Annotated in this window: 21 protein-coding genes; 14 read left to right on the top strand and 7 right to left on the bottom strand. The window is 71.5% G+C overall.

Annotated elements, in window-relative coordinates:
* Positions 1–28: 28 nt before the first annotated feature.
* Together AB4030_RS04160 and AB4030_RS04155 are read right to left on the bottom strand one after the other, a co-directional pair.
* Positions 29–1,087: a BMP family lipoprotein gene (locus AB4030_RS04160; RefSeq protein WP_442277918.1), complete on the bottom strand. Its 1,059-nt coding sequence runs from the start codon at positions 1,085–1,087 to the stop codon at positions 29–31.
* A 110-nt stretch (positions 1,088–1,197) separates the two neighbouring features.
* Complete coding sequence (locus AB4030_RS04155; RefSeq protein WP_442277917.1) at positions 1,198–2,457, bottom strand: amidohydrolase; 1,260 nt, start codon at positions 2,455–2,457, stop codon at positions 1,198–1,200.
* A 91-nt stretch (positions 2,458–2,548) separates the two neighbouring features.
* Here AB4030_RS04155 and AB4030_RS04150 point away from each other — a divergent pair, with 91 nt between their 5' ends.
* From AB4030_RS04150 to AB4030_RS04135, 4 genes are all read left to right on the top strand, one after another.
* The gene (locus AB4030_RS04150) at positions 2,549–3,235 is read left to right on the top strand and encodes a (2Fe-2S)-binding protein (protein ID WP_442277916.1); all 687 of its coding nucleotides are present in this window, start codon (positions 2,549–2,551) and stop codon (positions 3,233–3,235) included.
* Between the two features lie 23 nt (positions 3,236–3,258).
* Positions 3,259–4,206 carry a pseudouridine-5'-phosphate glycosidase gene (locus AB4030_RS04145; protein WP_442277915.1) on the top strand — a complete coding sequence of 316 codons (948 nt, stop codon included), beginning with the start codon at positions 3,259–3,261 and terminating at the stop codon, positions 4,204–4,206.
* A complete protein-coding gene (locus AB4030_RS04140) occupies positions 4,203–5,096 on the top strand; it encodes a carbohydrate kinase family protein (protein WP_442277914.1) in 894 nt (297 codons plus the stop codon). Before AB4030_RS04145 ends, AB4030_RS04140 begins: the two co-directional genes overlap by 4 nt.
* Before the next feature lie 160 nt (positions 5,097–5,256).
* The gene (locus AB4030_RS04135) at positions 5,257–6,144 is read left to right on the top strand and encodes a DUF559 domain-containing protein (protein ID WP_442277913.1); all 888 of its coding nucleotides are present in this window, start codon (positions 5,257–5,259) and stop codon (positions 6,142–6,144) included.
* Positions 6,145–6,217: 73 nt separating this feature from the next.
* Here AB4030_RS04135 and AB4030_RS04130 read toward each other — a convergent pair whose 3' ends face one another.
* Both AB4030_RS04130 and AB4030_RS04125 read right to left on the bottom strand, forming a co-directional pair.
* Positions 6,218–7,810 carry an acyl-CoA mutase large subunit family protein gene (locus AB4030_RS04130; RefSeq protein WP_442277912.1) on the bottom strand — a complete coding sequence of 531 codons (1,593 nt, stop codon included), beginning with the start codon at positions 7,808–7,810 and terminating at the stop codon, positions 6,218–6,220.
* A 228-nt stretch (positions 7,811–8,038) separates the two neighbouring features.
* Positions 8,039–8,554, bottom strand: coding sequence for a GbsR/MarR family transcriptional regulator (locus AB4030_RS04125; protein WP_442277911.1), 516 nt, complete (start codon positions 8,552–8,554; stop codon positions 8,039–8,041).
* 81 nt (positions 8,555–8,635) lie between these two features.
* On the opposite strand from AB4030_RS04125, the gene AB4030_RS04120 reads away from it, so the two are divergent.
* From AB4030_RS04120 to AB4030_RS04105, 4 genes are all read left to right on the top strand, one after another.
* Positions 8,636–9,541, top strand: coding sequence for an ABC transporter ATP-binding protein (locus AB4030_RS04120; RefSeq protein WP_442277910.1), 906 nt, complete (start codon positions 8,636–8,638; stop codon positions 9,539–9,541).
* Complete coding sequence (locus tag AB4030_RS04115) at positions 9,538–11,196, top strand: ABC transporter permease (protein ID WP_442277909.1); 1,659 nt, start codon at positions 9,538–9,540, stop codon at positions 11,194–11,196. Before AB4030_RS04120 ends, AB4030_RS04115 begins: the two co-directional genes overlap by 4 nt.
* Before the next feature lie 48 nt (positions 11,197–11,244).
* Positions 11,245–12,333, top strand: coding sequence for a mannose-1-phosphate guanylyltransferase (locus tag AB4030_RS04110; RefSeq protein WP_442277908.1), 1,089 nt, complete (start codon positions 11,245–11,247; stop codon positions 12,331–12,333).
* A gap of 64 nt (positions 12,334–12,397) precedes the next feature.
* Positions 12,398–13,201 (top strand): hypothetical protein, encoded by an 804-nt coding sequence (locus tag AB4030_RS04105; protein WP_442277907.1) that lies wholly within the window; start codon positions 12,398–12,400, stop codon positions 13,199–13,201.
* A 67-nt stretch (positions 13,202–13,268) separates the two neighbouring features.
* Here the strand turns inward: AB4030_RS04105 and AB4030_RS04100 are convergent, their stop codons facing one another.
* Both AB4030_RS04100 and rfbA read right to left on the bottom strand, forming a co-directional pair.
* Positions 13,269–13,865 carry a dTDP-4-dehydrorhamnose 3,5-epimerase family protein gene (locus AB4030_RS04100; protein WP_442277906.1) on the bottom strand — a complete coding sequence of 199 codons (597 nt, stop codon included), beginning with the start codon at positions 13,863–13,865 and terminating at the stop codon, positions 13,269–13,271.
* The gene (rfbA, locus tag AB4030_RS04095; RefSeq protein ID WP_442277905.1) at positions 13,865–14,743 is read right to left on the bottom strand and encodes a glucose-1-phosphate thymidylyltransferase RfbA; all 879 of its coding nucleotides are present in this window, start codon (positions 14,741–14,743) and stop codon (positions 13,865–13,867) included. The genes AB4030_RS04100 and rfbA overlap by 1 nt, the downstream gene beginning before the upstream one ends.
* 86 nt (positions 14,744–14,829) lie before the next feature.
* Between rfbA and rfbB the strand changes: the two genes are divergently transcribed.
* Positions 14,830–15,849 carry a dTDP-glucose 4,6-dehydratase gene (gene rfbB, locus AB4030_RS04090; protein ID WP_442277904.1) on the top strand — a complete coding sequence of 340 codons (1,020 nt, stop codon included), beginning with the start codon at positions 14,830–14,832 and terminating at the stop codon, positions 15,847–15,849.
* The gene (gene rfbD / locus AB4030_RS04085; protein WP_442277903.1) at positions 15,846–16,718 is read left to right on the top strand and encodes a dTDP-4-dehydrorhamnose reductase; all 873 of its coding nucleotides are present in this window, start codon (positions 15,846–15,848) and stop codon (positions 16,716–16,718) included. Before rfbB ends, rfbD begins: the two co-directional genes overlap by 4 nt.
* Before the next feature lie 30 nt (positions 16,719–16,748).
* On the opposite strand, the gene AB4030_RS04080 is transcribed toward rfbD, so the two are convergent.
* Positions 16,749–17,717: an SDR family NAD(P)-dependent oxidoreductase gene (locus AB4030_RS04080; RefSeq protein ID WP_442277902.1), complete on the bottom strand. Its 969-nt coding sequence runs from the start codon at positions 17,715–17,717 to the stop codon at positions 16,749–16,751.
* Positions 17,718–17,836: 119 nt separating this feature from the next.
* On the opposite strand from AB4030_RS04080, the gene AB4030_RS04075 reads away from it, so the two are divergent.
* From AB4030_RS04075 to AB4030_RS04060, 4 genes are all read left to right on the top strand, one after another.
* A complete protein-coding gene (locus AB4030_RS04075; protein ID WP_442277901.1) occupies positions 17,837–18,682 on the top strand; it encodes a hypothetical protein in 846 nt (281 codons plus the stop codon).
* Positions 18,682–20,604 carry a fumarate reductase/succinate dehydrogenase flavoprotein subunit gene (locus AB4030_RS04070; RefSeq protein WP_442277900.1) on the top strand — a complete coding sequence of 641 codons (1,923 nt, stop codon included), beginning with the start codon at positions 18,682–18,684 and terminating at the stop codon, positions 20,602–20,604. The genes AB4030_RS04075 and AB4030_RS04070 overlap by 1 nt, the downstream gene beginning before the upstream one ends.
* Positions 20,601–21,353 carry a succinate dehydrogenase/fumarate reductase iron-sulfur subunit gene (locus tag AB4030_RS04065; RefSeq protein WP_442277899.1) on the top strand — a complete coding sequence of 251 codons (753 nt, stop codon included), beginning with the start codon at positions 20,601–20,603 and terminating at the stop codon, positions 21,351–21,353. The genes AB4030_RS04070 and AB4030_RS04065 overlap by 4 nt, the downstream gene beginning before the upstream one ends.
* A gap of 168 nt (positions 21,354–21,521) precedes the next feature.
* Positions 21,522–22,175 (top strand): succinate dehydrogenase cytochrome b subunit, encoded by a 654-nt coding sequence (locus tag AB4030_RS04060; RefSeq protein WP_442277898.1) that lies wholly within the window; start codon positions 21,522–21,524, stop codon positions 22,173–22,175.
* Positions 22,176–22,178 lie beyond the last annotated feature (3 nt).

The following is a 22,178-nucleotide window of genomic DNA, read 5'->3' as shown; positions in this document are numbered from 1 at the left end:
AGGCCGTTCCCGTCCGGGCTCAGGATGATCAGGACTTCGGGACCGTGATCTCGCCCGAGATGATCTTCTGCTTGTACTCGTCCAGCTTGCTCTTGATGTCGTCGATGTGGCCACCGGTCGTGGAGTAGTCGACACCGCCGGCCTTGAGGTCGAAGATCTTGTTGCCAGCCTTGAAGGTGTTGTTCTTCACCGAGGTGATGAAGTCGAACACGCCGACGTCGACCTTCTTGATCATCGAGGTGATGATGACGTCGCGGACGTCGGCCGGGGCCGTCTTGGCCTGGTCGGAGTCGACGCCGATGGCCATCTTGCCGGCCGCCTTGGCCGCCGTGAAGACACCGCCGCCGGAGCCGCCAGCAGCGTGGTAGACGACGTCGGCGCCGCTCTGGTACATGCCGTCAGCCGCAGCCTTGCCCTTGTCGACCGAGTTGAAGCCGGAGAAGTCCGGCGGCTGCGTGAGGTACTTGACGTCGATCTTGACGTCGGGCTTGACCGCCTTGACGCCGGCCTCGAAGCCCTTCTCGAACTTCTTGATGAGGTCGGTCTGGACTCCACCGATGAAGCCGACGTGGTTGGTCTTGGTCTTGAGGGCTGCGGCAGCACCGACGAGGAAGGAGCCCTGCTCCTCGGCGAAGGTGATCTGGTCGACGTTGGGGCCGGCCGAGTCGGGCGACGCGTCGTCGACGATGGCGAACTTGACTTCGGGGTTGGCCTTGGCGGTGTCGCCGACGGCCTTGGCGTAGGCGAAGCCGACCGCGACGATGTTGTTGTAGCCGGCGTCGATGAGCTGCTGCAGGCGCTCCTTGCGGGCGGACTCCGACTCACCGTTGACCGCCGAGGCCTCCTTGACGTCGGCACCCAGCTCGGTCTTGGCCTTGTCGAGGCCCGCCGCGGCGGCGTCGTTGAACGACTGGTCACCACGACCACCCACGTCGTAGGCCATGCCGATCTTCAGCGAGCCGCCGGTGCCGGTCGAACCGCCTGAGGCGCCCGGGGACGTCGTGTTGCCGGAGTTGCTGCTGCCGCAGGCTGCAAGCCCCAGCGAGGCGGCGGCGACAACTGCCGCGACCTTGGTTGCGTAACGCAAGTCGTGCTCCTTATTCCGCGGGGCCGACGACGACATCAGCCCAGATACGAAGGGACTGTAGACCCCGGGACGAGAAGATCTGAGCACCTCGGGGCAACTCGCGGGAAGTGTTACCGATCCGCGACCGCACCCAGCGGAGCCACCCCCGCGATGGTCGATGTGCCAGCCAGCTGGGCCGCCGCGGAGAAGACGACCCCGGCCAGTGTGCGGGCGCCGACGACGATCGCGCCCTCGTCGATGACGAGGTCCCCGCGGTGCAGGTCGTAGGTCGGGCCGCCCGGCGCACGGGTCCCGAGCCGGGCCATGGCGCCGGGCACGTGGGTGAGGTACCACGCGAAGTCCTCACCCCCGAGCGACTGCGGCGTCTGGGCGACGAACGAGCCGGTGCCCGTCACCGCTGCCGTGAGCGCGTCGATGGAGCCTGCGTCGTTGACGACCGGGGGCACACCCTTGGTGATCTCCACGTCGGCGTGCACGGCATACGGCTTGACGACCTCGTGGACGACGGCCTCGAGGAGGCGCTCGACGCCGTCCCAGATGCTCGCGTCGAGCATGCGCAGGGTGCCGCCGACCCGTCCCGTCGACGGGATGACGTTGGCGGCGCCGCCCGAGTGGATCGAGCCCCAGACGAGCGCCGCGCCGGCGCGGGGGTCGAGGCGACGCGACAGCACGGCCGGCACGTCCGTGACGACCTTCGCGAGGGCATACGTCAGGTCCTGGGTCAGGTGCGGGCGCGACGTGTGTCCGCCCCGTCCCGAGAGCGTCACCTCGATCTGGTCAGCCGCCGCGGTGATGGCGCCGACGCGCAGACCCACCTGGCCGGCGTCGAGGTTGGGGTCGCAGTGCAGGGCGAAGATGCGGTCGACCCCGACGAGCCCGTCCTGGGCCACGACGTCCTCCGCACCGCCGGGCATGAGCTCCTCGGCGGGCTGGAAGATGAGACGCGCGCCGACACCGGCAGCCACGAGCCGGTCCTCGACCGCCTTGAGCGCGAGCGCCGCGCCGATGAGCGCCGTCGTGTGCACGTCGTGCCCGCAGGAGTGGCTGACACCGTCGGTCTGCGAGGCGAAGTCGAGGCCGGTCTGCTCCCGGATCGGCAAGGCGTCGATGTCGGCCCGCAGCGCGATGCGGTGCGACGGGTCCGGCGCGCCGAGGTCGGCGACGAGTCCGGTGCCGCGCAGCCGCCGGACGCCGATGCCGGCGCGCTCGAGGCGCTCGGCGACGAGCGCCGTCGTGCGCACCTCACCGCGCCCGAGCTCCGGATGCGTGTGCAGGTCGCGACGGATCGAGAGGAGCTCTGCAGCGCGCTGCTCGACGGTTCGAGCGATGGCCTCGAAGGGCAGCGGCGCGGAGCGGTGGGTCACGAGCACGGGAGTCTAGCGAGAGGATGGTCACATCCCTCGCGCACGGGGGGCTCGACGAGCACCAGGACGACCACAGGACGACGGAGAGGGGTCACGCGTGGAGCCGGAGTCACGCTCCGCGACAGCCCTCGGTCCCGACGCCGTCCGGGCCGTCGTCGGACTCGTCGACCGGGCGCTGCCGTTCACGACCGCGACGTGCGAGGCCTCCCCGGCGACCGTGTGGTGGCGCGACGTGCTGACGCACGTGCGGGCCGGCACGGACCCGCTCGAGCCGTGGCGCGCGGCGCTGCGTACACAGATGGGACAGCGTCACGGCGCGCCGGCGCCCGCGCACGTGCCCGCCGCCTTCGTGCTCCAGTGGGTGTGCGAGATCGCGGCGACACCGATCGCGTATGCCGTGTCGCTGGGTCCTTGGCTGCTGGTTCCCTCCCCTGCCGGGCTGGGCTTCGAGCTGGCGCCGGGGCTCAGTCCCCACCGGCTCGTCGTCGACCCGGGGGCGACGTCGTTGGAGGTCGACGAGGACCCGGCGCGCCGTCTGGAACGCGGCCACGCGGCATACCTCGCGCTCGTCTCGGAGGTCGTGACGGCATACGCCCCCGACGTGCGGATGGGCTCGCGGCAGCGGTGGGGGGTCGTCGAGGACATGTGGCGCACGGCGGTGCGGCTGGCGCGCGGCGCGGCCGGGGAGAGCGTCGGGCCCGAGCCGACGCGCGTGTCGTGCTGCTTCATCTACGCGCTGCCCGGCATGCGCGAGTGCGCCGCGTGCCCCCGCGGCGGCCGGTGACGCCCGGAACTAGGGTGACGGCCATGCTGCAGCACCTGCCCGGGCCCGACCTGCTCGTCGTCCACGAGGAGGTGCACGAGGCGCTCGAGGCCGGCGTCGGGGTCGTCGCCCTCGAGAGCACGATCCTCGCCCACGGGCTCCCCCACCCCGACAACATCGAGATCGGCGCGCGGATCGAGGACGCGGTGCGGGCCGGTGGCTCGGTGCCGGCGACCATCGCGGTGCTCGACGGGGTCGTGCACATCGGCCTCGGCGCGGCTGAGGTCGAGCGGGTCTGCACCGACCCCGACATCGCCAAGCTGTCGGTGCGCGACGTGGGCGTCGCTGCGGCACTTGGGCTTTCGGGTGCGACGACCGTGGCCTCGACGTCGGCGCTGGCCCATCTGGCCGGTATCCGCGTCTTCGCGACGGGCGGGCTCGGCGGGGTGCACCGCGGCGCGTCCGAGACCTTCGACGTCTCCGCCGACCTCGGGGTCATCGCGTCGACACCGGTCCTCGTCGTGTGCGCCGGCGTGAAGTCGATCCTCGACGTGGCCGGGACGCTCGAGACGCTCGAGACGCTGTCGGTGCCGGTGGTCGGCTACCGGACCGATGCCTTCCCGGGCTTCTACCTGTCGGACTCGGGGCACCCGGTGCCGTGGCGCGTGGAGTCGCCAGCAGAGGCGGCCAGGGTCGTCGTCATGCGCGACCGGCTCGGCACCGATGCGGCGGGCGTCGTCCTCGCCAACCCGCTGCCCGTCGACCGGCAGGTCGACCGCGAGCTGCACGACCGGCTGGTGGCGGAGGGGCTCGCCCTGCTCGAGCGCGAGGGCGTGCACGGCAAGGACGTCACGCCGCGGCTGCTCGAGCACTTCCACGCCAGCTCGGGCGGCGAGTCGCTGCGCGCGAACGTCGAGCTCGTCCTGTCGAACGCCCGGCTCGCCGGAGAGGTCGCCGCCGAGGTGGCGGTGCAGTCGGCAGCACGCGCATGACGGCGGGGCACGGTCCGACGCGGCCGGTCGTCGTCGTCGGTGACGTCGGGCTCGACGTCATCACCCGCCCGTCCGGCGACATCCGGTGGCACTCCGACACGCCGTCGGCCGTCGCGCTCGTCCCCGGCGGGGCCGGCGGCAACTCCGCGTCGTGGCTCGCCGGTCTCGAGGCCGAGGTGACGCTCGTCGCGCGGGTCGGCGACGACGCGGCCGGGACTGCGTGCCGGGGCGAGCTCGAGGCCGCCGGTGTCACGTGCGCCTTCGCCGTCGACCCGGCGCTGCCGACCTGCATGGTGGTCATCCTGCTCGACGCCCACGGTGACCGGACGATGTTCCCGGACCGCGGGGCCAACCGGGCCTTCTCCGTCGCGGACGTCGACCTGGCCTCGCTCGGCCTGCCGCTCGACCCGCGACCGCACCTGCACCTGTCCGGCTACGTGCTCTTCGACGCCGGGTCGCGGGCGGCGGGCCTCGAGTCGCTGCGCCAGGCGCGCGAGCTCGGGTGGACGACGTCGGTCGACCCGCAGTCGCCGGCGCTCATCGAGCGGGAGGGGGTCTCGGCGTTCCTGTCGTGGGTGTCCGGGGTGGACCTGCTGCTGCCCAACGAGAACGAGGTGGTGGCACTCGGCGGTCTGGCCGCGGTCCTCGATCACGCGCGCGAGGTCGTCGCCACCTACGGCGCGGCAGGTGCGCGGTGGGTCGGTGCCGACGTCGACGAGTCGGCCGAGGCGCCCTTCGTCGACAACGTCGACGCCACCGGGTGCGGCGACGCCTTCAACGCCGGGCTGCTCTCGGCCTGGCTGCGGGGCGAGGACCGGTCCAGCGCCCTGCGCGCCGGGGTGGCGGCCGGCAGCGCCGCGGCAGCCCGCGTGGGCGCGCGACCCCGCTAGCCGGCATACGCCCTCGGGCGCTGGGCCCGGCGGACCGCCACGAACCGGCGTATGCCGTGTGCTCCCTGCGTGACGACGGCCGCGGTCTGCCGTCGTGGCGGTCCGCCGGTCCTGTGGATGGCCGTGGCGCCGCTCCGTAGCGCCCGGGCAGCCTGATGCCATGGACGTCGCGACGGTGCTGGCACAGTGCGGCGGCAGCGCCCGATGGTCACAGCTGCGACCGGTCGTACGCCGCCGGCAGCTGCGACGCGCACTCGCGGACGGGAACGTCGTCCGCCTGGGCCGAGGCCGGTACGGCCTGTCGAGCCTGCTCGCCGCACGCGCCGCCGCCGAAGGGCTGACCGCGACGGCGTCACACCTCACGGCTGCGTTGCACTGGGGATGGGCGGTCAAGCACGAGCCGGACCTCGCCCACGTGACACTGCCGAGGGGCCGCAAGCTGCGCCAGCCGGCGCGGACCGGAGTGACGCGCCACTGGCGAGACTTGGCTGCTGACGAGGTCGTCGACGGATGGGTGACGAGCCCAGCGCGCACCGTCATCGACTGCTGCCTGGACCTGCCGTTCGACGAGGCCTTGGCCGTGGCCGACTCCTCGTGGCGTGCCGGCCTGTCACCGTTGGCCGTGCGAGACCTGGCGCTGCGCTTGCCGCCACGGTCACGGCGCAAGGTGGGCCGGGTGCTTCAGTACGTGGATCGCGGGGCCGCCAACCCGTTCGAGTCGGTGCTGCGCGCCCTGTGCCTGCAGGTCGAAGGACTCAGCGTCGTCACCCAGCACGTCGTCAAGGGGCGGGGTTTCTTCGCCCAGGTGGACCTCGCCGACAAGGCGTTACGCATCGTGATCGAGGCCGAGGGTTTCGAGAACCACGGCACCCGACCGGCCCTGAAGCGCGACTGCCGGCGCTACACGGGGCTCGGAGCGCGCGGTTGGGTGGTGCTCCGATTCACCTGGGATGAGGTGATGTTCGAGCCCGGCTACGTGCTGGCCGCACTGCGCGAGACCGTCGCCGTGCGCCAACCGACCGCCACGAACCTCCCAACCGCTTCCTAGCCGTGCTCAGCACCCGGCCACCGGCGGCCTCGTGGCGGTCCGCCGGGCCGGGGAGACGGCATACGGGCTCGGGTCAGAAGGTCTCGCGGGGCTGGTAGACGCCCCAGACCTCGCGCAGCGCGTGCGCGACCTCGCCTCCGGTGGCGCGCGCCGCGAGCGCCTCCTTCATCGGGTAGAGCAGGTTGTCGGTGCCGCGGGCCGCTTCCTGGAGGCGGCCCAGCGCTGCCTTGACCGCGTCGTTGTCGCGATCGGCACGCAGCGCCTCGAGCCGCGCCCGCTGGTCCGCCTCGATCGTCGGGTCGACGCGGAGCGGCTCGTAGTGGTCCTCCTGGTCGAGGACGAAGCGGTTGACGCCGACCACGGTGCGCTCGCCGTTGTCGATCTCGAGCTGCACCCGGTAGGCGGACCGCTCGATCTCGCTCTTCTGGAAGCCCTGCTCGATGGCCGCGACGGCACCACCCTTGTCCTCGACGGCCTGGATCAGCGCGAGCGCCGCCGCCTCGATCTCGTCGGTCATCGACTCCACGACATACGAACCGGCGAACGGGTCAACGGTTTTCGTCACGTCGGTCTCGTAGGCGATGACCTGCTGGGTGCGCAGCGCGAGCCGCGCCGCCTTCTCGGTCGGCAGCGCGATGGCCTCGTCGAAGGAGTTGGTGTGCAGCGACTGCGTGCCGCCGAGCACCGCGCCGAGGCCCTGGAGCGCGACGCGGACGAGGTTGACCTCGGGCTGCTGGGCGGTCAGCTGCACGCCCGCGGTCTGGGTGTGGAAGCGCAGCATCATCGACTTCGGGTTCTGGGCGCCGAACTCCTCCTTCATGATCCGCGCCCAGATGCGACGAGCCGCGCGGAACTTAGCGACCTCCTCGATGAGGGTCGTGCGCGCGACGAAGAAGAAGGACAGGCGCGGCGCGAAGTCGTCGACGTGCAGCCCGGCGGCCTGCGCGGCGCGGACGTACTCCATCGCGTTGGCGATCGTGAAGGCGATCTCCTGCACGGGCGTCGCCCCCGCCTCGGCCATGTGGTAGCCGGAGATGGAGATGGTGTTCCAGCGCGGCATCTCCTTGCGGCAGTAGGCGAAGATGTCCGCGATGAGGCGCAGGGACTCGCGCGGCGGGTAGATGTAGGTGCCGCGCGCGATGTACTCCTTGAGCACGTCGTTCTGGATCGTGCCGGTCAGCTGGTCACCGGCGACGCCCTGCTCCTCGGCGACGAGCTGGTAGAGCAGCAGCAGCGTCGAGCCGGGCGCGTTGATCGTCATCGACGTCGAGATCTTGTCGAGCGGGAGCCCGTCGAAGAGGGTGCGCATGTCGTCGAGGCTGTCGATGGCGACGCCGACCTTGCCGACCTCGCCGTGCGCGATGGCCTCGTCGGAGTCGTAGCCCATCTGGGTCGGCAGGTCGAAGGCGACCGAGAGGCCTCCGGTGCCGGCCTTGACGAGCTGGTGGTAGCGCTGGTTGCTCTCCTTGGCCGTGCCGAAGCCGGCGTACTGCCGCATCGTCCACGGCCGCCCGGTGTACATCGACGGGTAGACGCCCCGCGTGAAGGGATAGCTGCCGGGCCCGCCGAGCTTGGCGTCGGCGTCGAAGCCGGCGAGGGCCGACGCGTCGTAGACGGGCTCGATGGGCAGGTCGGACTCGGAGCGCGCACCAGTGCTGTCAGCCATGCTGCCGAGCGTATCGGCGAGAGGGTCGGCCGCTGCCGTCCGGCCACCGAACGTTGTCGATCTCACGTCACCGAGGGCGTATGCCGTCAGCCCGGGTCCCGGCCAAAGGTGGCCTCTCGACGACGGCAAGGCGGCCACACGTGGCCTCTCGACGGGTGGGAGGCGGCCACACGTGGCCTTTCGACGGTTGAAGGGAGGGGGCGGCGGGGCGGGGTGGGGCGGGGTGCGTCAGGCGTCGGTGGGCCAGGCTCTCGTGAGCTCGGCCTTGCGCTCGTCCCACTCCCCCTCGAGCGCCCCGAGCCGGTCGCCGAGGAACTCGAGGAACGCGACGGACAGCTGCAGACGCCGCCCCGCCGCGGTCTCGAGGCCGCCGACGGCCGGCACCCCGGCGCGCAGGCTCGTCTCGATCTGGGAGAGCACCCGGTCACGCGAGAGCATGGCGCCGTGCCAGGCGTCGGCCTGCACGACGTAGACGTCGCGGCGCGAGCCCCGCTCGCGCTCCTTGCCGATGAGGTACGTCTGGGTCAGGTAGCGCACGGCCCCGGAGACCGCTGCCGGGCTGACGTCGAGGGCCTCGGTGAGCTCCGCGGCGGTCATCCGGCCGTCGTCGTCGGCGAGCAGCTGCGCGAAAACGCGGGAGGCCAGTCGCGGCATACCGGCGTCGGTGAGGGTGTCGCCGAAGCGCTCGACGTAGGCGGAGACCGCCCGGTCGTCCCGCGTCGTCCTCAGTCGCGCTGTCGTCACCACGTCTCCTCCGTCTGCGTTGACCCTGTCTCTACCGTCAGATTATTCAGTAAACCGTGAATCTTGTGTACTGTCGAATACATGACATCCGCGATCCAGGTGCAAGGGCTGCACAAGAGCTTCGGTCGCACGGTCGCCCTCGACGGGCTCGACCTCGACGTGGCGACGGGCGAGATCCACGGCTTCCTCGGCCCCAACGGCGCCGGCAAGTCCACGACCCTGCGCATCCTGCTCGGGCTGCTGCGCGCCGACGGCGGCAGCGCGACCCTCCTCGGTGGCGACCCGTGGCGCGAGGTCGAGTCGCTGCACCGCCGCCTCGCCTACGTGCCCGGCGACGTGGCCCTGTGGCCCAACCTCACCGGCGGCGAGGTCATCGACGTCCTGGCCCGCCTGCGCGGCAGGGTCGACGAGCAGCGCCGAGCCGAGATGATCGAGCGCTTCGACCTCGACCCGACGAAGAAGGGCCGGTCCTACTCCAAGGGCAACCGGCAGAAGGTGGCCCTCGTCGCGGCCCTGTCCTCCGACGTCGAGCTGCTCCTGCTCGACGAGCCGACCTCGGGCCTCGACCCGCTGATGGAGGCGGTCTTCCGCGACGTCGTCCGCGAGTTCCGCGAGGCCGGCGGCACGGTCCTCCTGTCGAGCCACATCCTCTCCGAGGTGGAGCACCTGTGCGACCGGGTCAGCATCATCCGCGAGGGCCGCAACGTCGAGTCCGGCACCCTGGCCCAGCTGCGCCACCTGTCCCGGACGACGGTCCGCGCGACGCTGGCCCACCCCGTCGACGCGGCGCAGGTCGAGGCGCTGCCCGGGGTCGCCGACGTCACCGTGTCCGACGACCACGTGATGTGCACCGTCGGGAGCGACGACCTCGGGCGGCTGCTCGAGCTGCTCGGCTCGCACGGGATCACGGCCCTGACCAGCGCTCCCCCGACGCTGGAGGAGCTCTTCATGGAGCAGTACCGCTCGACGCCGGCGGCCGCGACATGACCACCGTGACCGCGCCGGCGCGCCCACCCGCTCCCCCGTCCACCCTCCGAGCCGGCGCCGGCCTCACCGGGACGATGGCACTGCTGCGTCTCGCCAGCCGCCGCGACCGGGTGCTCGTGCCGGCCAGCGCGTTCGGCCTCGCCGCCTTCGTCGCGCTGTCGGCCAAGGCGACCTTCGACCTCTTCCCCGACCTCAAGACGGCCCAGGCGTCGATGGCGTCGACGCTGGCCAACCCGGCCCTCGTCGCGATGTACGGCCCGATCTCGAGCCTCGGCATCGACTCGATCGCGACCTTCAAGTCGGTGCTCCTCGGGGCGGTCTTCCTCGCCCTGCTCGCCTACGTAGTCGTCCGGCGCCACACGCGCACCGAGGAGGAGGCCGGTCGCCTCGAGCTGCTCGGCGCCGGCGTCGTCGGCCGGCGGGCTGCGCTGACGGCAGCCGTGCTGCTCGGCACGTTCGCCGTGCTGCTCACCGTCGTCCTCATGGTCGTGTGGGCCATCGCCGTCGGACTCGACCCCGCCGGCTCGGTCGCCCTCGGCGTCACGTGGCTTGTCATCGGCCTGTCGTGGGTCGGCGTCACGGCCGTCGCCGCCCAGCTGACCTCGAGCACCCGCGGCACGGCGGGATGGTCACTCGGGGCGCTGGCCGTCGCGTTCCTCGTCCGCGCCGTGGGCGACACCGCGGCCGCGGACAGCCCGGCACGGTTCCTCTCCTGGGCCTCGCCGCTCGGCTGGGGCGTCAAGGTCTCGCCCTTCGGGGAGAACCGCTACTGGGTGCTGGCGCTCGGCGTCCTGTTGTATGCCGGCCTCGTCGTCGTCGCCTTCGCGCTCCTCGACCGTCGCGACCTCGGGGCCGGGGTGCTGCCCAGCCGGGCCGGCCACGAGCGCAGCGCGATCGCCTCGCCGGTGGCCCTGACCGTGCGGCTCGCCCGCCCCACGCTCATCGGCTGGGTCGCGGCCTACGTGGTGCTCGGCCTGGTGCTCGGGTCGATCGCGGGCAGCGTCGAGAGCTTCGTCAACTCCCCCCAGATCGCCGACATGCTCAAGGCGATGGGCGGTGCTGCCGGCTCCGTCACTGACCTCTTCTTCTCCACCGAGCTGCACTTCGCGGCCGTCGGCGCGGCGGCGCTGGCGATCGCCCTCATCACGCGGATGCACACGGAGGAGACCACCGGGCACCTGGAGGCCCTCCTCGCGACCCCGGTGCGGCGGGTCGCGTGGGCGCTCGGCCACGTCGGGCTCGCGGTCCTCGCCACGGCCGTCGTCATGCTCGTCGGTGCCACCGTGGCCGGCCTCCTCCACGGAGCCGACGTCGGCGACATCGGCGGCACAGTGGGTCGCCTCGCGGGCGCGGCGCTCTCGACGCTGCCGGCCGTCTGGGTGGCGATGGCCGTCGCACTGCTGCTCTACGGCGCCCTGCCCCGGTTCACCGGACTGGCCTGGGCCGCGCTGATCCTCTTCCTCCTGCTCGGTGAGTTCGGTGACCTGCTCGACCTGCCCGGCTGGCTCGTCGACCTCTCCCCGTTCACGCACCTGCCCGCGATGCCGGGAGGCGTGCTGGAGTGGGCGCCGCTCGTCGGGCTGACCGTCGTGGCCGTGGCCGTCGGCGCCGCGGGCCTGGCGGCGCTCCGCCGGCGCGACCTCGGCATCGGCTGACGCGTCGCCGACCTTCGCGTCCCCCGGGAACTGGATACGGTGTGCCCCATGACAGGCATCCCCGGTTTCTGGGCCGTGATCCCCGCAGGCGGCTCCGGCACCCGGCTGTGGCCGATCTCCCGGCGCCACTCCCCCAAGTTCCTGCACGACCTGACCGGCTCGGGCCAGTCGCTGCTGCGCGCGACGTGGGACCGGCTCGAACCGCTCGTCGGCGAGCGGATCCTCGTCGTGACCGGCGTCGCCCACGAGGAGGCCGTCCGCCGTCAGCTTCCGATGCTCGGCTACGACGCCGTCCTCGGGGAGCCCTCGCCCCGCGACTCGATGCCGGCCATCGGCCTCGCCGCCGCCGTCCTCGAGCGCCGCGACCCGGAGGCGGTGCTGGGCTCCTTCGCCGCCGACCACGTCATCACCGAGCCCGACAACTTCCGGCGCGCCGTCGCCGAGGCGGTCGTCCTCGCGCGCCGCGGCGAGCTCGCGACGATCGGCATCGACCCGACCGGGCCGGCGACCGGCTACGGCTACATCCGGCTCGGCGAGCCACTCGACGTCGTCGGCGCGCCGAGCGCCCACCGCGTCGACGAGTTCGTCGAGAAGCCCGACCTCGAGACGGCGACCCGCTACCTCGACAGCGGTGAATACCGTTGGAACGCAGGCATGTTCGTCGTCGGTGCGACGACCCTGCTCGAGCTGCTCGCCGAGAACCACGCCGACATGGTCGAGAGCCTGCGCACGATCGCCGCCGACCCCCGCCGGATGCCGGACCTGTGGCCGTCGCTGCAGAAGATCGCCATCGACCACGCCGTGGCCGAGCCCGCCGCCGCCGCAGGCCGCGTCGCCGTCGTGCCCGCGGCCCTGGGCTGGGACGACGTGGGCGACTTCGCCTCGCTCAGCCGGCTCGCCCCCGTGTCGACCTCACTGCCCGGGATCACCGCCATCGGCCCGACCGACGACATCATCAGCATCGACTCGCGGGCCACCGTCGCGGCCGGCGGCCGGCTCGTCGCCCTCATCGGGGTCGAGGACCTCGTCGTCATCGACACGCAGGACGCCCTGCTCATCACCAGCCCCGACCGGGTCCAGGAGGTCAAGCAGGTCGTCGAGATCCTGACCGCCCGGGGCCGCACCGACCTCACCTGATCCGGCCCCTTCCCGATCCTGCGAAACGCCGCCCGCGAGCGCCGCCCGGGTCGACAGTGGTGGCATGACCTCGATGCTGCCCGAGGAGGGTGAGCACCTCACGACCGGCTGGGAGGACGACCTCGCCCCGACCGACTCGCTCGTGCGCCAGGCCGTCCTCGCGCACGTCTCCTGGGCCCGCGCCCTGACGACCGCCGCGCGCGGCACCTTCGCCGAGGGCCCGGACTGGTGCGCCGGCCGCGGGGGCGCTCCCTCGGCGCTGCACAACTGGGCGATCGTGACGCGCCCACCGCGGGACTGGGCGCAGACCGTGGGAGCCATCGCGACGGCATACCCCGACGGTGTCGCGGCGCTCGTCATCAGCCCCTTCCCCACGCCGGACCTGACGCGGCACGGCCTCGGCCTCGTCGGCCACCCGCCGCTGATGTTCCGCCCGACGACCACCGTCACGACGACCCCGGCCACCCCGCTCGACGTCCGGGAGGCGACGACGGACCAGCAGCTGCGGGACGCCGAGAGGGTGCTCATCGAGGGCTACCCGATGCCCGACATGGCCGACCTCCCGCCCGGCGACTTCTACCGCCCGGAGGTCGTGGCCGGCCCGACCAGGGTCTTCGTCGGCTACGACGGTGAGACCCCGGTCGCCACCTCGGCCGCGCACTCGGCCGCCGGCGTCACCGTCGTCGAGAACGTCGCGGTGCTCGCGAGCGCCCGCGGCCAGCGCGCCGGCGCCGCGCTCACGTGGGCGGCGGCGACGGCGTGGCCCGGGCAGAGCGCCGTCCTCATCGCGAGCGACGACGGCCAGCCCGTCTATGAGCGGCTCGGCTACCTGCGCCTCGAGCGCTGGACCTGCTGGCTCCGTCCCTGACCCACCGAGGGCGTATGCCGTCCGCGCGCCTCAGGCTCCCGGCGCCCCGGGTGGGTTCAGTCCCCGCTCACTGCTGTGTGGCTTTGAAGGCCATGCACGCGGCGTAGGACGGAAGCAGCCCCGACTCCTCGGCAGCGGCGAGGGTCGGCGCGGCGGCGTCCTTGGGCGACAGGAGGGGCTCGATGCCGTCAGGGAGTCGCAGCCCCACGGTCGGGTCGAGCGGGTGGATGCCGTGCTCGGCGCCCGGGTTGTAGGCCGCCGAACACAGGTAGTGCGCGGTGGTGTCGTCCTCGAGGGCGCAGAACGCGTGGCCGAGACCCTCGGAGAGGTAGACCGCGCGCCGGTCGACGGCGTCGAGCAGCACCGAGTCCCACTGCCCGAAGGTCGGCGAGCCGACGCGCAGGTCGACGATGTAATCGATGAGCGAGCCGGACACGGCGGTGACGTACTTCGCCTGCCCGACCGGCACGTCGGCGAAGTGGATCCCTCGCACCGTGCCGCGCGCGGACAGCGAGACGTTGCTCTGCACGACGTCGAGCCGGTGCCCCACGACCTCGGCGAGCAGGTCGCCGCGGAACGACTCGAGGAAGACGCCACGGTCATCGGGGAAGATCCGCGGGGTCACCTCCCACGCGCCGTCGATCGACAGCGGTCGGATGTCCATCAGTGACCGTCCTTGCCCTCGGCCAGCAGGCCGTGGAGGTAGAGACCGTAACCACTCTTGGCCTGCTCGTCCGCGTGTCGGCGCACGCCGTCATCGTCGAGCCACCCGTTGCGCCAGGCGACCTCCTCGACGCAGCCGATCTTCTGGCCCTGCCGCGCCTCGACGACGTGGACGTACTGGCTCGCCTCGATCAGACCCTCGAACGTGCCGGTGTCGAACCACGCCGTGCCGCGGGGCAGAACGCTCACCGACAGAGCTCCACGGCGGAGGTACTCGTCGTTGACGGCGGTGATCTCCAGCTCGCCGCGGGCACTCGGCGTCAGGTTACGTGCGATCTCGACGACGTCGTTGTCGTAGAAGTAGAGGCCGGGCACGGCATAGCTCGACTTCGGGTGCTCGGGCTTCTCCTCGATGGACACGACACGACCGTCCGAGCCGAACTCCACGACGCCGTAGGCCGTGGGGTCGGCGACCCGGTACGCGAAGACGTGCCCACCGCACACGTCGGTGTTGTCCTTCAGCCGGGTGCCCAGACCCGGGCCGAAGAAGATGTTGTCACCGAGGACCAACGCCACCCGGTCCTCGCCGATGAAGTCGGCCCCCAGCACGAACGCCTGCGCCAGACCCTCGGGCCGCGCCTGTACGGCATAGGCGATCGACATGCCCCACTGGGACCCGTCGCCGAGGAGACGCTGGAACTGCTCCGCGTCCGCGGGCGTCGTGATGACGAGGACCTCGCGGATGCCGGCCATCATCAGCGTCGAGAGCGGGTAGTAGACCATCGGCTTGTCATAGACCGGCATCAGCTGCTTGCTGATGCCACGCGTGATCGGGTGCAGCCGGCTACCCGTGCCCCCCGCGAGAATGATCCCCTTCATGGTCGCCCACAGTAGGGGACGCCGCGGCCGGGCCCGTGACCCGGCCGGCAGGCGCCGGTTGGTGGGGATTTGGGTAGGCTCCGGGAATGCGTCTTCTCGTCACGGGTGGGGCCGGATTCATCGGCTCGAACTTCGTCCTCCGCACCCGCCAGACCCGGGCCGACTGGTCGATCACCGTGCTCGACTCCATGTCGTATGCCGCCAACCGGGCCTCGCTCGAGCCCGTCCTCGGCGACGGGGCTGGTCACGGGGCCGGCGACGTTCGCCTGGTGGTCGGGTCGGTGGCCAACGCCGCCGTCGTCGACCCGCTCGTGGCCGACTGCGACGTCGTCGTGCACTTCGCGGCCGAGTCGCACAACGACAACAGCCTCGACAGCCCCTGGCCCTTCGTCGAGAGCAACGTCGTGGGCACCTTCACCCTGCTCGAGGCGGTCCGCAAGCACGACAAGCGGATCCACCACATCTCCACCGACGAGGTCTACGGCGACCTGGAGCTCGACGACCCGCAGCGCTTCACCGAGACGACCCCGGTCAACCCCTCGAGCCCCTACTCGGCGACGAAGGCCGGCGCCGACCTGCTCGTCCGGGCGTGGATCCGGTCCTTCGGCCTCAAGGCGACCGTCTCCAACTGCTCGAACAACTACGGCCCGCGCCAGCACGTCGAGAAGTTCATCCCCCGCCAGATCACCAACATCCTCCAGGGCACCAAGCCCAAGCTCTACGGCTCCGGGCTCAACGTGCGCGACTGGATCCACGTCGATGACCACAACGACGCCGTCATCGCGATCCTCGAGCAGGGCCGTCTCGGCGAGACCTACCTCATCGGCGCGGACGGCGAGCGCAACAACCTCGAGATCGTTCAGCTGCTGCTCGAGCTCATGGGCCAGCCGGCCGACTGGTTCGAGCACGTCAACGACCGGCCCGGTCACGACCTGCGCTACGCCATCGACTCCTCCAAGCTGCGCGCCGAGACCGACTGGCGCCCCCGCTACAGCGACATCCGCGCAGGCCTCGAGGCAACCATCGACTGGTACCGCGACAACGAGGCATGGTGGCTGACCGCCAAGGACGCCGCCGAGCACACCTACGCCAGGTTGGGTCGATGAGCCCGCTCCCAGGCGACTCGCTGCGGGTCCTCGTCACCGGCGCCAGCGGGATGCTCGCCTACGACCTCGTCCCCGCGCTGCGCGCCGCCGGGCACGTCGTCACCCCGCTGGGCCGCGGCGACCTCGACGTCACCGACGCGTCCGAGTGCCTCGCCGGCGTCGAGGGCCACGACCTCGTCGTCAACTGCGCCGCGTGGACCGCGGTCGACGCCGCCGAGACCGACGAGGCCGGAGCCTTCGCCGTCAACGCCGTCGGCGCCGCCAACCTCGCCCGCGCCGCGGCGCGCGCGAAGGCCCGCCTGGTGCAGATCTCGACCGACTACGTCTTCGACGGCAACGCCAGCGCGCCCTATCCCGTCGACCACCCCATCGCTCCCCGCTCGGCCTACGGCCGCACCAAGGCCGCCGGAGAGTGGGCCGTGCAGGCCCTGTGCCCCGAGTCGTGGATCATCCGCACCGCGTGGCTCTACGGCGCCGGCGGCGGCAACTTCGTCAAGACGATGCTCCGCCTGGCCGACGAGCGCGACACCCTGACCGTCGTCGACGACCAAGTCGGCCAGCCCACCTGGACCCGCGACCTGGCCGACCTCGTCGTGCGGCTCGTCGCCGATCAACCGGCATACGGAGTCCACCACGGCACCGCGTCGGGCCGCACCACGTGGCGCGGCTTGGCCCAGGCGGTCTTCGAGGAGCGGGGCCTCGACCCCGAGCGCGTGCAGCCAACGACGAGCGCGGCCCTCGGGCTGCCGGCGCCGAGGCCCTCGTGGAGCGTGCTGTCCCACGACTCCCTCGAGCGCGCGGGGATCGCGCCCATCGGCGACTGGCGCGCCTCTGTCGCGGCGTATCTTGCTGGGAGCGCGACGGCCTGACCCGCCGAGGGCGTATGCCGTCCGCGCGCCTCAGGCGCCCGGCGCGGGCTGCTCGGTCGCGTCCAGGACGAAGTCCCAGAACTGTCCCACCTGCTCGGGCGTCTCGATCCCGACGGGGGCGTAGTGCGTCGGGCGGCGGCGCCGGTCGTGCCAGAAGCCGCCGGTGCCGATGGCGTCGTCGGTGGCGGTGAGCCACACGGCGGTGTCGGCGCCCGAGTCGGCATCGCGCAGCAGCGGCCCGGTGACGGCGGCGAAGCGCGGCAGAGAGTCGGTGACGCCCGGGGTGTCGGCCCAGCCGGGGTGCATCGAGTGGACGCGGATGCCGTCGGGCTCCAGGTCGCGGGCCCAGAGCTCGGTGAGGACGAGCTGCATGCGCTTGGTGCGGGCATAGGCCGTGACCCCGGAGTAGTCCCCCTCGGCATACTCCGGGTCAGCGGCGTCGAGGCGCTGGCCGTACGCCCCACCCGACGTCACGAGGACCACCCGACCGCCGGCGAGGGCCTTGCGCAGGCCGTAGGTCAGCACGTGCGGGCCGAGCACGTGCGTGGCGAGGGTCAGCTCGTGGCCCTCGGGCGTGACGGTGCGCTTCGGCGGCATGACACCGGCGTTGTGCACGACAGCGTGCAGACGCGGGACGTCGGTGGAGAACTGCCGGGCGAACTCCGCCGTCGCGGCGAGATCGCTGATGTCTGCGACGTGGACCGTGAGCTCTGCGAGGGGCTGCTCGTCGAGGAGCATCGAGCGCGCGTCGTCAAGCCGCGAGGCGTTCCGGCCGGTGAGGTGCACGGCGGCCCCGAGCCGAGCGAGCCCGCGGGCGGTCGCGAGCCCGAGACCGCCGCTCGCACCGGTGACGAGGACATGGCGTCCGATCAAGGCGCCCGGCACTGGGTCGTGCGGCCACCAGTTCCGGCGCACGGCGGGGCCGATCTTCGTGTAGCCGAGGACCAGGGACTTGTCCATCACCCAGTCGAGAGCCGCGGCCGCTTCATGGAGCACCATGCGCCCCACCCTAGGTGCGCCTGCACCACACGCCAGTCGGTCGTGATCACCCAGATGCGACGCACGGTGACACTAGAGTGAGCCGCGGCGCCCGACCAACGACGGTGGAGGTTCGCACGATGAGTGAGACGAGGCTCGACCCGGCTTCCAGCGGAAGCGGATCGTACGCGGGCGGAGTCGGCTCGCCGGGACGGGCGCAGATCGCCGGGCGCACCCTGCGCGGCGACCGGTGGTGGGTCCAGCCCGTCATCACCGCCACCCTGCTCGTCATCTGGCTTCTCTACGCCCTGGTGCGGACCTCCATGCAGCGGTACTACTTCGTGGAGCCGTACCACTACCTCACGCCGTTCTACTCCCCCTGCGTCACGGCCTCGTGTCTCCCGGACGCGCGCCACCTCGGCACCTGGATGGGTGAGCTCCCGCCGCTCGTTCCGTTCGCGTTCTTCGTGCTGCCGCTCCTGCTCGGCTTCCGCCTCACCTGCTACTACTACCGCAAGGCCTACTACCGGTCGTTCTGGCTCTCACCGCCGGCCTGCGCCGTGGCCGAGCCGCACGCCACCTACACCGGTGAGACCCGCTTCCCCCTCATCCTGCAGAACATCCATCGCTACTTCTTCTACGCCGCGATCGTCGTCTCGGCGATGAACACGCTGGACGCGTTCGACGGCTTCCACGGCAAGGACGGCAGCGTCGGCATGGGCCTGGGGACGCTCATCATGCTCGTCAACGCAGGCTTCCTCTGGCTCTACACGGCGTCGTGCCACTCGTGCCGCCACCTCATCGGCGGCCGCCTCAAGCACTTCTCCAAGCACCCGGTGCGTTACCGCGCCTGGACGCTCGTGTCCCGCCTCAACACCCGGCACATGCAGCTCGCCTGGATCACCCTGGGCACGCTGATGATCACCGACGCCTACATCGCCCTGGTCGCGTCCGGGGCCCTGACCGACCTGAGGTTCTTCAACTGATGACAGCCGAGCTGGAGACCTACGACTACGACGTCCTCATCATCGGGGCCGGCGGGGCGGGCCTGCGCGCCGCGATCGCCGCGCGCGAGGCGGGACTTCGCACGGCCATCATCTGCAAGTCCCTGTTCGGCAAGGCTCACACGGTCATGGCCGAGGGCGGCATCGCCGCGAGCATGGGCAACGTCAACAGCCACGACAGCTGGCAGGTGCACTTCCGCGACACCATGCGCGGCGGCAAGTTCCTCAACTCGTGGCGGATGGCCGAGCTGCACGCCAAGGAGGCCCCCGACCGCGTGTGGGAGCTCGAGACGTACGGCGCCCTCTTCGACCGCACCCCCGACGGACGGATCAGCCAGCGCAACTTCGGCGGCCACGAGTACCCCCGACTGGCGCACGTCGGCGACCGCACCGGGCTGGAGCTGATCCGCACGATGCAGCAGAAGATCGTCTCCCTGCAGCAGGACGACGAGCGTGAGTCCGGCGACCCCGAGAGCCGGCTCAAGGTGTTCGCCGAGGTGACGATCACCGATCTGCTCCAGGACCCGAGCGGGGCCGTCGCCGGCGCCTTCGGCTACTGGCGCGAGTCGGGCCGGTTCGTGCGCTTCAACGCCCCCGCCGTCGTCCTCGCCACCGGTGGCATCGGCAAGTCGTTCAAGGTCACCTCGAACTCGTGGGAGTACACCGGCGACGGTCACGCCCTGGCCCTGCGGGCCGGCTCCAACCTCGTCAACATGGAGTTCATCCAGTTCCACCCCACCGGCATGGTGTGGCCGCCCTCGGTCAAGGGGATCCTCGTCACCGAGTCCGTGCGCGGCGACGGCGGCGTCCTGAAGAACTCCGAGGGCAAGCGCTTCATGTTCGACTACGTCCCCGATGTCTTCCGGGGCCAGTACGCCCAGACCGAGGAGGAGGGCGACCGTTGGTACACCGACCCCGACAACAACAAGCGGCCGCCCGAGCTGCTCCCGCGTGACGAGGTCGCGCGCGCCATCAACTCCGAGGTCAAGGCCGGGCGCGGGTCACCGCACGGCGGCGTCTTCCTCGACATCGCCTCCCGGCGCAGCCCGGAAGAGATCCTCAAGAAGCTGCCCTCGATGCACCACCAGTTCAAGGAGCTGGCCGACGTCGACATCACGAAGGAGCCGATGGAGGTCGGCCCCACCTGTCACTACGTCATGGGCGGTGTCGAGGTCGACCCCGACACCGCTGCTGCCGCACGGGTGCCCGGTCTCTTCGCCGCCGGAGAGGTGTCGGGCGGCATGCACGGGTCCAACCGCCTCGGCGGCAACTCCCTCTCCGACCTGCTCGTCTTCGGCGCCCGCGCCGGGAGCGGCGCCGCGGCATACGTCCACGGTCTCGGCGACCGCCGGCCGGAGGTCGACCAGGCGGTCATCGACGCCGCCGCGGCGGCCGCGCTCGCGCCGTTCGAGGAGGAGGGCGGCGAGAACCCCTACACCCTCCACCAGGAGATGCAGCAGACGATGAACGACCTCGTCGGCATCATCCGCACGGCCGAGGAGATCGAGCGCGCGCTCGAGCGGCTCGAGGACCTCAAGGCCCGGGCGCAGCACCTGACCGTCGAGGGCCACCGGCAGTTCAACCCGGGCTGGCACCTCGCCCTCGACCTGCGCAACATGCTCGCCGTCAGCGAGTGCGTGGCGCGGGCCGCGCTGCTGCGCCAGGAGAGCCGCGGGGGCCACACCCGCGACGACTTCCCGACGATGGACCCGCACTGGCGGGGCCGCAACCTCATCTGCTCGGCGGACGGCGACGGCATCGTGGTGCGCGAGCAGCCGATGTCGGCCATGCGCGGCGACCTGCTGGCCCTCTTCGATGCCAGCGAGCTGGGCAAGTACCTCACGCCGGACGAGATGGCCGCCCTGCCGGCGCCGGCACCGCACAGTGACGGGAGCGGGACATGAGCTACGACGCGAGGTTCCGGGTCTGGCGCGGCGACGCCGACGGCGGCGAGCTCGTCGACTACACGGTCGAGGTCAACGACGGCGAGGTCGTGCTCGACATCATCCACCGCCTCCAGGCCACCCAGTCGGGCGACCTCGCGGTGCGCTGGAACTGCAAGGCCGGCAAGTGCGGCTCGTGCAGCGCCGAGGTCAACGGCCGGCCGCGGCTGCTCTGCATGACTCGGATGTCGACCTTCAGCGAGACCGAGACGATCACGGTCACCCCGCTGCGCGCCTTCCCGGTGATCCGTGACCTCGTCACCGACGTGTCGTTCAACTACGCCAAGGCGCGCCAGATCCCCGCCTTCGCCCCGCCGGACCTGGCGCCGGGTGAGTACCGGATGCAGCAGGTCGACGTCGAGCGCTCGCAGGAGTTCCGCAAGTGCATCGAGTGCTTCCTCTGCCAGGACACGTGCCACGTCGTGCGGGACCACGAGCAGAACAAGGAGGCCTTCGCCGGCCCGCGCTTCCTCATCCGCGCGGCCGAGCTCGACATGCACCCGCTCGACGCGCGCGACGACCGTGCGGACTTCGCCCGCGATGAACAGGGCATCGGGATGTGCAACATCACGAAGTGCTGCACCGAGGTCTGCCCCGAGCACATCAAGATCACCGACAACGCGATCATCCCGATGAAGGAGCGCGTGGCCGGGCGCCACTACGACCCGCTCGTGTGGCTCGGCACGAAGATCGGGCTCCGCAAGCGCTGAGGCGGGCTGACCGGGCGCGACAGTGGAAATGGTCACACTCGGCGCGTACTGGAGGGTAGCCGTCGGACCCGGCGAGGACTCGGGGATAGGGTTTCGACCGTGGCCACCAAAACTCTCCCGGTGACGGGATCGAATCGACCTGCATCGGCCCGCCGGAGCACCGTGTTCATGAAGATGCTCATGGCCGTGTCCGGGGCGTTGTTCGTGTTCTACGTCCTCGTGCACATGTACGGCAACCTCAAGATTCTGGGCGGCGTCGGCGCCTTCAACGAGTACGCCGACCACCTCCGGACGCTGTTCACGCCCTTCCTGCCGTTCGGCGGCTTCCTCTGGCTCTTCCGGGTCGTCCTCGTCGTCGCGCTCGTCGCGCACGCGTGGGCCGCGTTCTCCCTGTGGGGCCGGGCCCATGGCGCCCGACCGACGCGCTACGTGGCCAAGGCCGCTGCCCGCGCCACGGTCAAGAGCAAGATGATGCGCTGGGGCGGCGTCGCACTGCTGCTCTTCCTCGTGTGGCACCTGCTCCAGTTCACGATCGTCAAGTTCAACGTGGGATCGATTCCGGCCCAAGGCAGCCCGGGCCTCCTCGTCATCAGCAGCTTCCAGGTGTGGTGGGTCGTCCTGATCTACCTGCTCGCTCTCGTGGCCTTGGGCCTGCACCTCTACCACGGCGTCTGGAGCGCCACCCAGACGCTGGGCTGGGCCGGCAACGCGACCGCGCGCCGGCGCGCCAAGACGCTCGGGATGATCATCGCGCTCGTCACGAGCGTGGGGTTCGCCCTCCCGCCGCTCGCCATCCTCTTCGGACTCGTCAAGGGAAGCTGACCT

The organism is Terrabacter sp. 2YAF2, from assembly GCF_052114705.1.
GTDB lineage: Bacteria > Actinomycetota > Actinomycetes > Actinomycetales > Dermatophilaceae > Terrabacter.
This window is presented reverse-complemented; position numbering and strand designations above follow the sequence as displayed.

What these genes read in the sequence shown, in the direction of transcription:
- AB4030_RS04065 (WP_442277899.1), top strand. Translation starts at nt 20,601, where the DNA reads ATGAGCTACGACGCGAGGTTCCGGGTCTGGCGCGGCGACGCCGACGGC.
- AB4030_RS04060 (WP_442277898.1), top strand. Translation starts at nt 21,522, where the DNA reads ATGAAGATGCTCATGGCCGTGTCCGGGGCGTTGTTCGTGTTCTACGTC.
- AB4030_RS04120 (WP_442277910.1), top strand. Translation starts at nt 8,636, where the DNA reads ATGACATCCGCGATCCAGGTGCAAGGGCTGCACAAGAGCTTCGGTCGC.
- AB4030_RS04105 (WP_442277907.1), top strand. Translation starts at nt 12,398, where the DNA reads ATGACCTCGATGCTGCCCGAGGAGGGTGAGCACCTCACGACCGGCTGG.
- AB4030_RS04135 (WP_442277913.1), top strand. Translation starts at nt 5,257, where the DNA reads ATGGACGTCGCGACGGTGCTGGCACAGTGCGGCGGCAGCGCCCGATGG.
- AB4030_RS04110 (WP_442277908.1), top strand. Translation starts at nt 11,245, where the DNA reads ATGACAGGCATCCCCGGTTTCTGGGCCGTGATCCCCGCAGGCGGCTCC.
- AB4030_RS04075 (WP_442277901.1), top strand. Translation starts at nt 17,837, where the DNA reads ATGAGTGAGACGAGGCTCGACCCGGCTTCCAGCGGAAGCGGATCGTAC.
- AB4030_RS04130 (WP_442277912.1), bottom strand. Translation starts at nt 7,810, where the DNA reads ATGGCTGACAGCACTGGTGCGCGCTCCGAGTCCGACCTGCCCATCGAG.
- rfbB (WP_442277904.1), top strand. Translation starts at nt 14,830, where the DNA reads ATGCGTCTTCTCGTCACGGGTGGGGCCGGATTCATCGGCTCGAACTTC.
- rfbD (WP_442277903.1), top strand. Translation starts at nt 15,846, where the DNA reads ATGAGCCCGCTCCCAGGCGACTCGCTGCGGGTCCTCGTCACCGGCGCC.
- AB4030_RS04140 (WP_442277914.1), top strand. Translation starts at nt 4,203, where the DNA reads ATGACGGCGGGGCACGGTCCGACGCGGCCGGTCGTCGTCGTCGGTGAC.
- AB4030_RS04080 (WP_442277902.1), bottom strand. Translation starts at nt 17,717, where the DNA reads ATGGTGCTCCATGAAGCGGCCGCGGCTCTCGACTGGGTGATGGACAAG.
- AB4030_RS04145 (WP_442277915.1), top strand. Translation starts at nt 3,259, where the DNA reads ATGCTGCAGCACCTGCCCGGGCCCGACCTGCTCGTCGTCCACGAGGAG.
- AB4030_RS04070 (WP_442277900.1), top strand. Translation starts at nt 18,682, where the DNA reads ATGACAGCCGAGCTGGAGACCTACGACTACGACGTCCTCATCATCGGG.
- rfbA (WP_442277905.1), bottom strand. Translation starts at nt 14,743, where the DNA reads ATGAAGGGGATCATTCTCGCGGGGGGCACGGGTAGCCGGCTGCACCCG.
- AB4030_RS04115 (WP_442277909.1), top strand. Translation starts at nt 9,538, where the DNA reads ATGACCACCGTGACCGCGCCGGCGCGCCCACCCGCTCCCCCGTCCACC.
- AB4030_RS04100 (WP_442277906.1), bottom strand. Translation starts at nt 13,865, where the DNA reads ATGGACATCCGACCGCTGTCGATCGACGGCGCGTGGGAGGTGACCCCG.